Genomic DNA, 13,554 nt, shown 5'->3' with positions numbered 1-13,554 from the left:
TCAGCGACGGCCGCGCGACGCGATGATCTTCTCGACGGCCGCGATGTGGTCCGGGTCGTGCATGGTGTCCCGCTCCGCCAGCAGGGCGGGCTCCAGCACGGTGGCCATGGCCTGCTCCAGATGCAGGTTCACCGCCCGCTTGGTCTCGCGCAGCGCCCGCGCGGGCAGCGCCGCCAGCCGTCCGGCCAGGTCCATGGCCTCGTCCATGAGCTTGTCCTTCGGTACGACGCGATTGGCGACGCCGGTCCGGACCGCGTCCTCGGCACTCACCCGCTCACCCAGGAACAGCAGTTCCTTCGCGCGGGTCAGCCCCACGAGCAGGGGCAGCACGAGCGCGCCCCCGTCGCCCGCGACCAGCCCGACCTGGACGTGCGGATCGGCGAGGTAGGCGCTGTCCGCGATTAGCACCAGGTCGCTCAGCAGGGCCAGGCTGCAACCGAGGCCGACGGCGGGGCCGTTGACCGCGGAGATCACCGGCAATGGGCAGCGGACCATGCCGGTGATGATCCGCCGGGCCTCGTCGACGTTCCGTTCCCGGAAGTCCGCGTCCCGCTGTACCCGGGTCATGATGTCGAAGTTGCCCCCGGCGCTGAACGCCCGCCCGCGCCCGGTCAGCACGATCACCCGTGCCTCCGGGTCGGCGGCGACCTCGTCCCACACGGACGTGAGGCCGGTGTGCAGCTCCTCGCTCATCGCGTTCAGCTGCTCCGGCCGGTTCAGCTCGACCAGCCGAACCGGTCCGACGGCCGTCACCACCAGATCCGCCATCTCCGCCGCCCTCACTCCCGAATCCCGCTCCCCAACCCGGCTCCCGAACCCGGCTCCCGACCCGGATCCCGAACCTCGCTCACGGATCTCTCTCGTGAACGAGTTGAATGCTATAACTAATTAAGCTTTCTGGAAACCGGCCCGTTGAGTGACGGAGGACGCGCATGCCGGAGCAGGAGTACGAGACCGTGCGGGCCGAGGTGGCGGACCGGATCCTCACCGTCACGCTGAACCGGCCGGAGAAGCTGAACGCCTTCAGCCCACAGATGATGCGCGACCTGCTGGACGTGCTGGACGCGGCCGACGCCGACGACGAGGTCCGGGTGATCGTGGTGACCGGCGCGGGGCGCGGCTTCTGCGCCGGCGCGGACGTGAGCTCCGGAGGCTCTTCCTTCGACCACCGCAAGGCCGGGGCGTGGCACCGGGACACGGGTGGCCGGGTCGCGCTCAGGATCTTTTCCAGCACGAAGCCGGTCATCGCGGCGATCAACGGTCCCGCCGCGGGTGTCGGCGCGAGCATGACCCTGCCCATGGACATCCGGCTCGCCTCGACCTCGGCGAAGTTCGGTTTCGTCTTCGCTCGCCGCGGCATCGTGCCGGAGTCGGCGGCCGGCTGGTTCCTGCCCCGGGCCGTCGGCATGCAGCGGGCCATGGAGTGGGTGGCGACGGGTCGTGTCTTCGGCCCGGACGAGGCGCTGGCGGCCGGCCTGGTGCGCTCCGTCCACCCGCCGGAGGACCTGCTGCCGGCGGCGTACGAACTCGCCCGGGAGATCGCCGAGAACACCTCGGCGATCTCGGTCGCGCTGTCCCGCCAGATGATGTGGCGGATGCTCGGCGAGCCGCATCCGATGACCGCGCACCGGCTGGACTCGCGCATCATGAGCCAGATCGGCGGCGGCCCGGACCCCGTGGAGGGCGTCCAGTCGTTCCTCGCCAAGCGCCCGCCGGCCTTCCCCGGCCGGGTCAGCAAGGACATGCCGCCCGTCTTCCCCTGGTGGCGGGACGAGGAGTTCCGCCCGTTCGGAGAGCCGTCGGAGTCGTCGGAGCAGTCGGAGCAGGGGGAGCGATGAGCACGTTCGACTACGTCGTGGTGGGCGCCGGTTCGGCCGGATGCGTGCTCGCCCACCGCCTCTCCGCGGACCCGCGGACGTCCGTGCTGCTGATCGAGGCGGGCGGGAGGGACACCACCCCGCTGATCAGGATGCCCAAGGGCTTCGGCAAGCTGCTGGGCGACCCGAGGTTCGCCTGGCACTACCCGGTCGAACCGGTGGGCCCGACCGGGCGCGTCGAGCACTGGGTGCGCGGCCGCACGCTCGGCGGATCGAGCTCGGTCAACGGCATGGTCTACAACCGCGGCGACCGCGCCGACTACGACGAGCTGGAGCGGCTCGGCAACCCCGGCTGGGGCTGGGACACCATGCTGCCGATCTTCCGGCGGATCGAGGACCACGCCCTCGGTGCCTCCGAACTCCGCGGCACGGGCGGGCCGTTGCACATCTCGACGGCACCCGGACCGGAGCCGCTGTGCGAGGAGGCCATCGCCGCCGGCACCGCACTCGGCTGGCGCCGCACCGACGACCTCAACGCGAGCGACGACGAACGCATCGGCTACACCACGGCCACCATCAAGAACGGGCGGCGATTCAGCGCCGCCCGCGCCTTCCTGCGCCCCGTCGCGGACCGCCCGAACCTCACCGTCGCCCTGGACACCGTGGTGACGAGGGTCCTGACCGAGCAGGGCCGGGCCGTGGGCGTACGGACCCGCAGCGGGAGCCGGGAAGCCGACGTCAGGGCCCGACGCGAGGTGATCCTCTCCGCCGGCGGCATCGCCACGCCCAAGATCCTCCAACTCTCCGGCATCGGACCGGCGTCGGTGCTCAAGCCGGCGGGCGTGGACGTCCTGGTCGACAGCCCCCACGTCGGCGGCCGGATGCGAGAGCACCGCTGCTTCGTCGTCCAGTACCGGCTGAAGGACGACCTCGGCTACAACAAGGCACTGAGCACCCCGCTGCGGCAGGCCCTGACGGCGGCGCGCTACCTGGCGACGCGCCGCGGCCCCCTCGCCGCACCCGCCTTCGACGTCATCGCCTTCTTCAAGACCCGCCCCGAACTCGCCCGCCCCGACGCACAGTTGCTCATCGCCCCGGTGTCCCTGTCGCCCGAGGTCCCGGGCAAGGAGACCCGCGTCGAGCGCGAGCCCGGCGTGATGGGCCTCGGCTACATCCTGCGTCCCACTGCCGAGGGAAACCTGCACATCACGTCCGCCGACCCCGAGGCACCCCTCACGATCACCCCGAACTACTACGGCTCCGAGCACGACCGCACCGTGGGAACCGCCCTCTTCCGCCGTATGCGCGAGCTCTTCGAGACCGTCCCGATCGCCGACCGCATCACGGCCGAAACCCTGCCGGGATCCGAGACCCGCGACGACCGGGAGATCATCGACGCCGGCCTGGAACACGGCCGCTGCGGCTACCACGCCATCGGCACCTGCGCGATGGGCCCGGCCGAGACCGACGTCGTCGACCCCGAACTGCGCGTGCGCGGTGTCCAGGGCCTGCGCGTCGTCGACTGCTCGGTCCTGCCGACCATGGTCTCCGGCAATCTGAACGGCCCGATCATGGCCATGGCCTGGCGGGCGGCCGACCTCGTCCTCGGGACCGGCTGATCCGGCGCCCCGGACCCGGCCCGAGGAGATCTGGCCGAAACATTGTCGTAGTTTGCTCGAAGTGTTAGCGTCCGGTCGGCGGGCATTCAGTTGAATGCGCTAAACCATTCACCGCCTGGACGGTCACCATGAGCGATGGTTTCCTTCACGAATCCCTGCGCGGTGTCGACTGGGGCGTCGCCACCGCGGACACCATCGCGGCGCCGCTGCCACCCCCGCCGGAGCGCGGCGGACACTTCCGGCAGTGGACCGACGACATCCGTCTGCTGCTCGGCCTCGCCCCGGACACGCACCGCATGGTCGCCGGATGGCCGCGCCTCCAGCCCGAAGGGCCGGACAGCTGGGACCGGCAGGCCCTGGACCGCTGCGACCGCGCGCTGGACGCACTGCTCGCCCACGGCAAGCGCCCCGCGCTGACCCTCCTCGACCGCACGCTCCCGCCCTGGCTGGACGCGGCCGGCGGCTGGCTCGCCCGCGACACCGCCGAGCACTTCGCGGCGTACACCGAAGAACTCGGCCGCCGCTTCGGCGACCGGGTGGAGCGCTGGATCACCTCGACCGACCTGGCCGGACCCACCCTCGCGGACCACGTGGCCGGCATGTACTCACCGGGCCGGGCCGCGGGACGCGCCGGACTGGCGGCCGTCCACCACATCCTGCTCGCCAACGGACTCGCGACCCGGGCCCTGCGAGCCGTCGGCGTGAGCAGCCGGATCGGCACGACGGTCACCCTGGTCGGCGGCTACGCGGCCACCGACGACCCCTACGACCGCCTCGCCCTGGAGCGCCTGGAGAGCTGGACCAACCGCGTCTTCCTCGACCCCCTGCTGCTCGGCACGCACATGGTCACCGAGGACGACATCGCCCCCGTGGCGGCCACCGGCTGCGTGCGCGCGGGCGACCTGGAGATCATCGCCACCCCCCAGGACCTGCTGGGCCTGTCCTGGCACACCCCGTTCCGCGTCACCGCACCGGAGAACCTGCCCCGCGTGCTGCCCACCGCGCACTGCCAGAGCGCCCTCAACGAGGTCAACCGTCTGCTCATGGGCCTCGGCTTCGCGATCGTCCCCTTCGACGACGTGGAGACGACCGCGTACGGCTGGCCGATCATCCCCGAAGGGCTCGCCGACGCCGTCGCCGGCCTGTACGAGCTGTACGGGGGCCTGTTGCCGCCGCTGTCCGTCGTCGACAACGGCATGGGCGACCTGGACCTGGTCGACGACACCGGACACAGCGACGACACCCGCCGACGTGAGCTGCTGCGGGCCAGGCTCTCCTGGCTCGCGGGGCTGGTGGCGGCCGGGGTGGAGGTGTGCGGTTACGAGTACTGGTCGGTCCTGGACAACCTGGAGGCCAAGTTCCGCTACACCCGGCTGTACGCGATGGCGGTCCCGGACCACGAGCTCGCGCCGCGGCCCGCGATGCCGTCCGACTGGGTGGGTGGGGGAGCCTTCGCCGCCGCACCCTCAGCCCGCCCGGATACCGGGCTGAGCCTCGTACCCCGCTCTCAGGGCGTGGGCGCCTCGTAGTCCCGGCCGCGGATCAGCCGCACCGGGCAGTAGACCAGGACTTCCTCGTCCCGCTGATTGCATACGGTGATCCTGCTGGTCACCACGCCCCGGCCGGGCTTGCTGGAGGGACGGCAGCCCGTCGTCTCGACGATCGCGTACAGCGTGTCCCCGACATACACCGGCCCCCGCACGGTCAGCTCCATGTGCAGGAAGGCGAGGCCCGTGCCGTGCAGCACGTTCGTCTGCAGGACGAGTCCTTCGGCGAGGCAGTAGGTCAGGCCGCCCGGGACCAGACGGCCCGTGTACCCGCCCTCCGCCGCGTGTGTGGCGTCCCAGAAGAGCGGCTCGGTGAAACCGCCCCAGGTGATGAAGTTGACCAGGTCGGTCTCGGTGACGGTCCGGCGGGCGGTCCGGAAGACCTGCCCGACCGGCATCTCCTCGTAGGTCAACCCCCGTACCAGCGGGCGGACTTCGGTCGTCGTCGGTTCCTGCGCCATGATCGGATCCTTTCGGGTGGGCGGCGGTCAGAGAGCGAGCGGGTTCTTGCCGCCAACGCCCTCGAAGTCCGGGGCCCGCTTCTCCCGGTGCGCGGCCAGCCCCTCGACGACCTCATGTCCCGCGAACCCGAGGAACTCAAGCCCGAGCGAGGCCTCGAAGATCGGCTGCGCGGTGCGGTACCAGTGGTTGAGGGACCGTTTGGTCCAGCTGATCGCGCTCGCGGGCCCGGCGGCCAGAACCTTCGCCACGCGCAGCGCCTCCGCGTGCACGTCCTCGTCGGCCACGCACTTCGACACCAGCCCGATCCGCTCGGCCTCCTCACCGGTGAGCGCCTCGCAGGTCAGCAGGTAGTACTTGGCCTTGGCCATGCCGCACAGCAGCGGCCAGCAGATGGCGGCGTGGTCACCGGCCGCGACCCCGAGCCGTGTGTGCCCGTCGACGATCTTCGCGGTGCGGGCGGCGATCGAGATGTCCGCCAGCATGCCGATGACCAGCCCCGCGCCGACGGCGGGTCCGTGGATCGCGGAGACCACCGGCTTCGAGCAGTTGATCACCCCGTACACCATGTCCCGCGCCTCGCGCATCACCCGGGCGCGCACCGCGTAGTCCTCGGTCATCGCCTCGATGGAGTCGAAGGTCCCGCCCGCGGAGAACGCCCGGCCCGCCCCCTGGACCAGCACCACCCGGGTCTGTTCGTCCCGGTCGATCACCGGCCAGATGTCGGCCAGTTCCCCGTGCGTGCGCGGATCCACCGCGTTGAGATTGGGTCCGTCCAGCACCACGCGGAGCACGCCGGGCGCGGGCCGCTCGAAGGTCAGGCTCGTGAACGGGGCGTAGAGATCGGTCACGTCGCGCTCCTGGTGTAATCAGTGCGGATACTATAATTATCTAACTGTATTGAGGAGTGGGCGGCAAGCGGCCGGCACTGGTGCCGCACCGACGACGGGAAGCCGGGCATGGATCTCACCTTCAGCGAGGAACAGGACGAACTGCGCAAGGTCGTACGGTCGTTCCTGTCCAAGTACTCCGACGAGGCGACCGTACGCCGCCTGGCCGCCGACCCCCGTGGCCATGACCGCGTCGTCTGGCGGCGCATGGCCGGCGAACTCGGCCTCCAGGGGCTCGCGGTGCCCGAGGAGTACGGCGGTACCGGATTCGGCTACGTCGACCTCGGCATCGTCTTCGAGGAGGCGGGCCGCGCGCTGCTGTGCGGACCGTACTTCGCGACCGTCGCCCTGGCCGCCGAGGCCCTGCAGCGCTGCGACGACGAGCAGGCCCGGCGCGACCTCCTGCCGGGCATCGCGTCCGGCGAGACGGTGGCCACGCTGGCCCTCACCGAGGACGACGGCCGCTGGGACGAGCCCGGCATCCGTCTCACCGCCCGCGAAACGGCCGCCGGCTGGCACCTGACCGGCACGAAGACCTACGTCCCCGACGGACACCTCGCCGACCTGCTGCTGGTCGCCGCCCGCACCCCCACCGGCGTCAGCCTCTTCGCGGTCGCAGCCGACGCCTCCGGACTCGTCCGCACCCCCCTGCCCACCCTCGACCAGACCCGCAAACAGGCCCGGCTGGACTTCACCGACACCCCCGCCCGCCTGCTCGGCACCGAGGGCACCGCCTGGCCCGCCCTCGAACGCACCCTCGCCACCGCCTCCGTCCTGCTCGCCGCCGAACAGGTCGGGGGAGCCGCCGCGGCCCTGGAGGCCGCCGTCGACTACGCCAGGATCCGCGTCCAGTACGGCCGGCCCATCGGCTCCTTCCAGGGGATCAAGCACAAGTGCGCCGACATGCTGGTGGAGATCGAGTCCGCCCGCTCGGCCGCGTACGGCGGACTGTGGGCGCTGGACTCCGGTGACGCTACGGAGATCGCCGTCGCCGCGGCCCTCGCGCAGGCCTTCTGCTCCGAGGCGTTCACCAAGGTCGCCGCCGGCACCATCCAGGTCCACGGCGGCATCGGCTTCACCTGGGAACACCCCGCGCACCTGTACTTCAAGCGGGCCAAGAGCTCCGAGGTCCTCCTCGGCGGCCCGTCCTACCACCGGGAACTGCTCGCCACCCGGCTCGGCATCTAGATCGCAGGGAGTAGCAGACATGGAGCTGGACTTCGGGCCCGCCGTACGCGACTTCCGCGACGAGGTACGGGACTGGCTGGCCGACCACCTCGTCGGTGAGTTCGCCGACCACCGGGGCGTGGGCGGCCCCACCGACGGGGCAGCCTGGGAGGTGCGTCTCGCCTGGGACCGCGAACTCTCCGCGGGCGGCTGGCTGGGGGTGAGCTGGCCCCGGGAGTACGGCGGACGCGGGCTCGGACTGCTGGAGGAGATCGTCTTCGAGTACGAGTACGCCCGCGCCGACGCCCCCTACCGGGCCACCGTCAACGCACTCGACCTGCTCGGCCCGATGCTGCTGAAGATGGGCGGCGAGGAGCAGAAGAAGCGTTTCCTGCCGCCGATCCTCGCCGTCGAGGAACTCTGGGGCCAGGGCTTCAGCGAGCCCGGCGCCGGCTCCGACCTGGCCTCGGTCCGCACCCGGGCCGAGCGCGAGGGCGAGGAGTGGGTCGTCAACGGCCAGAAGGTCTGGACGTCCTTCGGAGTCCACGCCGACTGGCTCTACGTCCTCACCCGCACCGACCCGGACTCCGTCCGGCACAAGGGCCTGAGCCTGCTGCTCGTGCCCACGGACCAGCCCGGCGTGGAGATTCGCCCCATCCGCAATCTCGCCGGCCAGGACGAGTTCGCGGAGGTGTTCCTCTCCGACGCGCGCACCGGCGCGGACATGGTCGTCGGCGAGGTCGGACAGGGCTGGCGCACGGCGATGGCCACACTCGGCATCGAACGCGGCACCACGCTCCTGCCCCAGCAGCTCACCTTCGAGCGGGAGGCGGAGGCGCTGATCGACCTGGCACGGGAACGCGGCGCCCTCGACGATCCGATGCTGCGCCGACGGATCGTCGACGCCTGGATCTCCGTACGCATCATGCGCACCACCAACCTCCGCACCCTCGCCGAACTGACCGCCGGCCGCACGCCGGGCGCCCAGGCCACCACAGCCAAGCTGTACGCCTCGACCCGACACCAGCAACTCGGGCACCTGGCCATGGAGCTGGCGGGCCCTGCCGGACAGATCGTCGGCGAGGACTACGGCCTGGACACCCGGCAGCGCTCCTTCCTCCTGTCCCTCGCGGAGACGATCTACGGCGGCTCCAGCGAGATCCAGCGCAACATCATCGGCGAGCAGATCCTCGGCCTGCCGAAGGAGCCCCGGCCGTGATGACGCTGGAGGAGCGGATCGACCGCATCGAGTCCCACCTGGCCATCCAGCAACTGCCTGTTCGTTACGCGCTGGCCGTCGACGCCCGCGATCTCGACGCCTGGGCCGCCTGCTTCCGGCCCGACGTCGACATGGGGCGCCGCGGTCGCGGCCGGGAGACGCTGCTGGCATACATCGACCCCCTGGTCCGGGGATTCCGCCGCTCGGTCCACCAGATCTGCGGCCACCGGATCGAGTTCACCGGTCGCGACACGGCCACCGGCTCCGTGTACTGCCGGGCCGAGCACGAGGTGGGGGAGCGGTGGGTCGTCATGGCGATCCGTTATCTCGACGACTACGCCCGCGTGGACGGCGAGTGGTACTTCTCCCGCCGCCGTGAGCAGCACTGGTACGCGGCGGACGTGACCGAGCGCCCCCAGCAGGTGGGATTCGCGGGCTGGGAGGGCGCCGGGGAGCCGGCGCTACCCGACGCCTTTCCCTCCTGGCCGGCCTTCTGGAAGGAGACGTGATGCGACGACTGTCGGGGAGGGCGGCGCTGGTCACCGGCGGCGGACAGGGCGTGGGGCGCGGCATCGCGCTCGCGCTGGCGGCGGAGGGCGCGGCGGTGGTGATCACCGGGCGCACCGAGAGCACCCTCAAGGACGCCGCGGACGAGATCACCGGGCGCGGGGGAAGGGTCCACACCGTGGTCGGGGACGTCGGCGAACGCGAGGATGTCGACCGCATGGTGGCCGAGACGGTACGGGAGTTCGGCCGGCTGGACGTACTGGTCAACAACGCGCAGAGCTCGGTGCGGCGCCCGCTGGAGCAGACGTCGTACGACGACGTGGAACTCGCCTACCGCAGCGGCCCGTTGGCGACCTTCCACGCGATGCGCTCCGCCCTGCCCCATCTCAAGTCCAGCCGCGGCAGCGTCGTCAACCTGGGTTCGTCGGCCGCGGTGCAGGGCGAGGTGAGCTTCGCGGCGTACGCCATGGCCAAGGAAGCCATCCGGGGGCTCACCCGCGTCGCCGCGCGCGAGTGGGGACCGTACGGGATCCGGGTGAACGTCGTCTGCCCCGCCGCGCTCAGTCCGGCCGCCGAGGAGTTCTTCGCGGCGCATCCGGAGAAGGCCGAACGCGTGCTGTCGGCCATTCCGCTCGGCCGGATGGGAGATCCGCAGGCCGACATCGGCCGCGCGGTGGCCGCGCTGGTCAGCGACGACATGGCGTATCTGACCGGCGCGACGCTGATGCTGGAGGGCGGCCGGACCCTGATCGGCTGACGTCAGACGACGCCACGGTCGCGCAGGGCGGCGAGTTGATGCGACGTCACACCGGCCAGCTCGGCCAGGACTTCGGCCGTGTGCTCTCCCAGCGAGGGAGGAGGGGCGTATCCCTCGACCGGGGTCGCCGAGAGCCGGAGCGGGTTGGCGAGCAGGGGCAGCCCCCCGGCCTCGACGAGCATCTGGCGGTGCCGGATCTGTGGGTCGGCGAAGACCTCGGGCAGCTCGTTGAACGGGCCGGCGGGTACGTCGTGCCGGTCGAGCACGGCCAGCCACTCGTCCCGGGTCCGGGTGCGCAGGATGTCCTGGAGCACGGGCAGGATCTCGGTGCGGTGGGCGATACGGGCCGAGGTCGTGGCGAACCGCGGGTCCTGGAGCAGGTCGGTGCGGTCGGCCGCCGCGCAGAAGGCGGCGAACTGCTTGTCGTTGCCGGCGACCAGGAACAGCGGCTTGTCGCTGCACATGAACGCCTGGGACGGGATGCCCCCGTACCCGCCGTTCCCGCGTCGCTCGGGCACCTCGCCGGAGACCAGGTAGTTCATCGCGAAGTGCGAGAGCGAGGCCAGCCCGCAGTCCAGCAGGGAGAGGTCGATGAACTGGCCCTCCCCGGTCATGTCCCGGTGCCGCAAGGCGGCCAGGATCGCCGTGGCGGCGTACAGCCCGGTGAGGATGTCCACCATGCTGATGCCGACCTTCATCGGCTCCTCGGGGTGCCCGGAGACGCTCATCATCCCGGACATGGCCTGGAAGATCCCGTCGTAGCCGGGCCGACCGGCGTAGGGGCCGGTCTGTCCGAAGCCGGTGACCGACAGATAGACCAGCCGCGGGTTGAGCTCGCGCAGGCTCTGCTGGTCGAGGCCGTACTTGGCCAGCGTCCCCACCCGGAAGTTCTCGACCAGCACGTCCGACCGGGCGGTGAGGGCACGGAGGATCTCCTGCCCCTCGGCGGTGGCGTGGTTGACCGTGACCGACCGCTTGTTGCGGTTGCAGGAGAGGTAGAAGGCCGCGGTGTCCGTGCCGGGGGCGAACGGCGGGCCGTACGTCCGTGAGTCGTCGCCCGTGCCGGGCCGTTCGACCTTGATGACCTCGGCGCCCAGGTCGGCCAGCAGCTGGGTGGCCAGGGGCGCGGCGAGGATGCGGGACAGATCGAGCACGCGGATTCCGGACAAGGCGGTCGACGGCATCGCGGGCCTCCCTTGCGAGCGGAATGAGTTAGATAAATAATACATACAGAGGCGTCGAGGTGATCCCCTGCGATTGCCTAAACTATTCAAATCATGTAACTATATGGATCGGCCGACCGGCCGAGACCGGAGGGCGTGCTGATGACCGTCGCGGCGAGGACCCTCACCGAACACGAGCAGCGCGAACGCCGGGCCTGGTTCCGGGCCCGCTGGGAACGCGGGGTCGCCTTCAACCGCCGCTGCCGTATCCGGGTGACCCGCTGGGACGCGGAAGCCGTGGAGATCGTGCTGCCCTACGCCGAGTCCCTCTCCGCCCACGAGGACGTCTTTCACGGCGGGGTGATCTCGGCGCTCATCGACACCGCCGGTGCCGGAGCCGTGATCGCCGGGCACGACTTCTCCAAGGGGAGCCGGCTCAGCACCGTGTCGATGACGGTGCAGTACCTCGCCCCCGCCCGCGGACGCGAGGCCGTCGCCCACGCGCGCTGTGTCCGCAGGGGCCGCAGGATCCACTTCGCCGACGTCGAGGTGATGACCGGAGGGCACGTCTGCGCGCGTGGCCAGGTGGTGGTGACCATCTCCGGGGAGCGGCCGGGCGTCGGCGACCCGATCGATCCCCTCGATCCCCTCGAACCTCTGACGGAGGAGTGACGTGATGCCCGAAGACGCGGACGAGCTGGTGCTGTACGAGGTCGACGAGGACGGCGTGGCCACGCTCACCCTCAACCGGCCCGAGCGGAAGAACGCCTGGAGCATCCCCATGGAGAACCGCTTCTTCGCCCTCCTGGACCAGGCCGCGCAGGACCCCGCCGTCCGCGTCGTGATCGTCACCGGCGCGGGCAGGGCCTTCTGCCCCGGCATGGACGTCCAGCGCCTGGAACAGAACGCGCAGCCCGGCGAGTCGCTCAACCTCCAGGCCCGCGTCCCCATGTACAGCAGGCGGACCCTGCCGAAGCCACTCATCGCCGCGATCAACGGGGCCTGCGCCGGCATCGGCCTGGTCCAGGCGCTCATCTGCGACGTCCGCTTCGCCGCCCGCGGGGCCCGCTTCACCACGGCCTTCACCCGGCGCGGCCTGGCCGGCGAGTACAACCTGCCGTACGTACTGCCGCGCGTGATCGGCCTGGAGAACGCGCTCGACCTGCTGCTGTCGGGCCGCGTCTTCGACGCCGACGAGGCGAAGGCCCTCGGCCTGGTCAGCCGCGTCGTCGAATCCGAGGACCTGCTGGAAGCCGCCCGCGCCTACGCCCGGGACATCGCCCGCAACTGCTCCCCGCGCGCCATGGCCGTCGTACGGGATCAGGTGTACGGCGACCTGGACCGTACCTTCACGGACGCCCTCGCCCGCTCCTACTCCGCCATGGAGTTCTTCGCGGGCTCGCCGGACTTCCGCGAGGGCGTGGCGTCCTTCATGGAGAAGCGGGAGCCGAAGTTCGAGGGCCTGCCTGCGGACTTCGACCCGGAGGACGCCACCCGGGACGCGTTCCTGCCGTACTGACCGAGGAGCATTCCAGATGACAGGGCAACCGTTCCCCGTCGAGGCCGGGCACATCATGATGTTCGCCCGCGCCATCGGCGACGAGAATCCGGCGTACCAGGGCGAGACGGCCCTCGCGCCGCCCACCTTCACGATGGCGAGCGCTCACTACGACCCCGACTACCACCTGCGCCCCAAACCGGACGAGGAGTGGTTCGGCTCCGGCGGCGGTCCCGGCGTGATGGCCGAGGGCGGCGGCGGCCTGCACGCCGAGCAGCACTTCGAGTACCACCGGCCGGTGCGCGCGGGGGAGACCCTGTACGTCACCACCGTTCCCGGCCGCAGCTGGGAGAAGCACGGCCGCAGCGGCCGGCTGCTGTTCAGCGAGCGCATCACCGAGTACCGGGACGCCGACGGCGAACTGATCGTCAGCGCCCGCACCGTGGCCGTCGTACCCGAGGGCCCCGCCACCCCGAAGGACGCCCGATGACTGTGAGCACGGACGACATCAAGGTCGGCGAGGTGCGTGAGTGCGTCCTCGTCGACGACCTCAAGCGCACCCGGATCGTGCAGTACGCGGGCGCTTCCGGCGACTTCAACCCGCTGCACACCGACGAGCGGTTCGCCGTCGAGGCCGCGGGATACCCCGGCGTCTTCGCCCACGGCATGCTGACGATGGGCATGACGGGCCGGGTCCTGACCGACTGGGTGGGCCCCGAGGCGCTGCTGCGCTACGGGGTGCGCTTCAGGGCGCAGGTCTGGCCCGGCGACACCCTGACCGCCACGGCAACCGTCGAGTCGATCGAGGACACTCCGGACGGCTTGGTGGCCCACTTCTCGCTGCGCAGCGTCAACCAGGACGGCGTCGAGGTGGTCACCGGCACGGCGTCGGCCCTGCTGGAGCCCTGAAC

The 13,554-nt window shown here is 71.2% G+C and carries 15 protein-coding genes; 11 read left to right on the top strand and 4 right to left on the bottom strand.

Annotated elements, in window-relative coordinates; translation table 11 throughout:
* Positions 1-768, bottom strand: coding sequence for an enoyl-CoA hydratase/isomerase family protein (locus I2W78_RS36170; RefSeq protein WP_196464972.1), 768 nt, complete (start codon positions 766-768; stop codon positions 1-3).
* Positions 769-932: 164 nt separating this feature from the next.
* Here I2W78_RS36170 and I2W78_RS36165 point away from each other — a divergent pair, with 164 nt between their 5' ends.
* The 3 genes from I2W78_RS36165 (at position 933) to I2W78_RS36155 (ending at position 4,965) form a co-directional block, all read left to right on the top strand.
* A complete protein-coding gene (locus tag I2W78_RS36165; RefSeq protein WP_196464971.1) occupies positions 933-1,838 on the top strand; it encodes a crotonase/enoyl-CoA hydratase family protein in 906 nt (301 codons plus the stop codon).
* Positions 1,835-3,436 carry a GMC family oxidoreductase gene (locus I2W78_RS36160; protein WP_196464970.1) on the top strand — a complete coding sequence of 534 codons (1,602 nt, stop codon included), beginning with the start codon at positions 1,835-1,837 and terminating at the stop codon, positions 3,434-3,436. The genes I2W78_RS36165 and I2W78_RS36160 overlap by 4 nt, the downstream gene beginning before the upstream one ends.
* Positions 3,437-3,564: 128 nt before the next feature.
* Positions 3,565-4,965, top strand: coding sequence for a family 1 glycosylhydrolase (locus tag I2W78_RS36155; protein ID WP_196464969.1), 1,401 nt, complete (start codon positions 3,565-3,567; stop codon positions 4,963-4,965).
* On the opposite strand, the gene I2W78_RS36150 is transcribed toward I2W78_RS36155, so the two are convergent.
* Positions 4,944-5,444 (bottom strand): MaoC family dehydratase, encoded by a 501-nt coding sequence (locus I2W78_RS36150; RefSeq protein WP_196464968.1) that lies wholly within the window; start codon positions 5,442-5,444, stop codon positions 4,944-4,946. The genes I2W78_RS36155 and I2W78_RS36150 overlap by 22 nt on opposite strands.
* Before the next feature lie 27 nt (positions 5,445-5,471).
* Positions 5,472-6,293 carry an enoyl-CoA hydratase/isomerase family protein gene (locus tag I2W78_RS36145; protein ID WP_196464967.1) on the bottom strand — a complete coding sequence of 274 codons (822 nt, stop codon included), beginning with the start codon at positions 6,291-6,293 and terminating at the stop codon, positions 5,472-5,474.
* Between the two features lie 108 nt (positions 6,294-6,401).
* On the opposite strand from I2W78_RS36145, the gene I2W78_RS36140 reads away from it, so the two are divergent.
* From I2W78_RS36140 to I2W78_RS36125, 4 genes are read left to right on the top strand one after another with little or no spacing between them, the layout of a single operon-like run.
* Complete coding sequence (locus tag I2W78_RS36140; protein ID WP_196464966.1) at positions 6,402-7,520, top strand: acyl-CoA dehydrogenase family protein; 1,119 nt, start codon at positions 6,402-6,404, stop codon at positions 7,518-7,520.
* Positions 7,521-7,539: 19 nt separating this feature from the next.
* A complete protein-coding gene (locus tag I2W78_RS36135) occupies positions 7,540-8,718 on the top strand; it encodes an acyl-CoA dehydrogenase family protein (RefSeq protein WP_196464965.1) in 1,179 nt (392 codons plus the stop codon).
* Complete coding sequence (locus tag I2W78_RS36130; RefSeq protein WP_196465210.1) at positions 8,718-9,227, top strand: nuclear transport factor 2 family protein; 510 nt, start codon at positions 8,718-8,720, stop codon at positions 9,225-9,227. Before I2W78_RS36135 ends, I2W78_RS36130 begins: the two co-directional genes overlap by 1 nt.
* Positions 9,227-9,982, top strand: coding sequence for an SDR family NAD(P)-dependent oxidoreductase (locus I2W78_RS36125; RefSeq protein WP_196464964.1), 756 nt, complete (start codon positions 9,227-9,229; stop codon positions 9,980-9,982). Before I2W78_RS36130 ends, I2W78_RS36125 begins: the two co-directional genes overlap by 1 nt.
* A gap of 2 nt (positions 9,983-9,984) precedes the next feature.
* On the opposite strand, the gene I2W78_RS36120 is transcribed toward I2W78_RS36125, so the two are convergent.
* Complete coding sequence (locus I2W78_RS36120; protein WP_196464963.1) at positions 9,985-11,166, bottom strand: CaiB/BaiF CoA transferase family protein; 1,182 nt, start codon at positions 11,164-11,166, stop codon at positions 9,985-9,987.
* A gap of 141 nt (positions 11,167-11,307) precedes the next feature.
* Between I2W78_RS36120 and I2W78_RS36115 the strand changes: the two genes are divergently transcribed.
* The 4 genes from I2W78_RS36115 to I2W78_RS36100 are packed head-to-tail and all read left to right on the top strand — an operon-like array spanning position 11,308 to position 13,552.
* The gene (locus I2W78_RS36115) at positions 11,308-11,817 is read left to right on the top strand and encodes a PaaI family thioesterase (RefSeq protein WP_196464962.1); all 510 of its coding nucleotides are present in this window, start codon (positions 11,308-11,310) and stop codon (positions 11,815-11,817) included.
* 4 nt (positions 11,818-11,821) lie between these two features.
* Positions 11,822-12,664 (top strand): enoyl-CoA hydratase-related protein, encoded by an 843-nt coding sequence (locus I2W78_RS36110; protein WP_196464961.1) that lies wholly within the window; start codon positions 11,822-11,824, stop codon positions 12,662-12,664.
* Positions 12,665-12,680: 16 nt separating this feature from the next.
* Positions 12,681-13,133, top strand: a complete 453-nt coding sequence (locus tag I2W78_RS36105; protein ID WP_196464960.1) for an FAS1-like dehydratase domain-containing protein — start codon at positions 12,681-12,683, stop codon at positions 13,131-13,133.
* On the top strand, positions 13,130-13,552 hold the full coding sequence (locus I2W78_RS36100) for a MaoC family dehydratase (protein ID WP_196464959.1): 423 nt from the start codon (positions 13,130-13,132) through the stop codon (positions 13,550-13,552). Before I2W78_RS36105 ends, I2W78_RS36100 begins: the two co-directional genes overlap by 4 nt.
* Positions 13,553-13,554: the final 2 nt, after the last annotated feature.

Origin of the sequence: Streptomyces spinoverrucosus (assembly GCF_015712165.1) — a bacterium.
GTDB lineage: Bacteria > Actinomycetota > Actinomycetes > Streptomycetales > Streptomycetaceae > Streptomyces > Streptomyces spinoverrucosus_A.
Note: the sequence above shows the minus strand (reverse complement) of the source record. Positions and strands in the feature narration are given on the sequence as shown.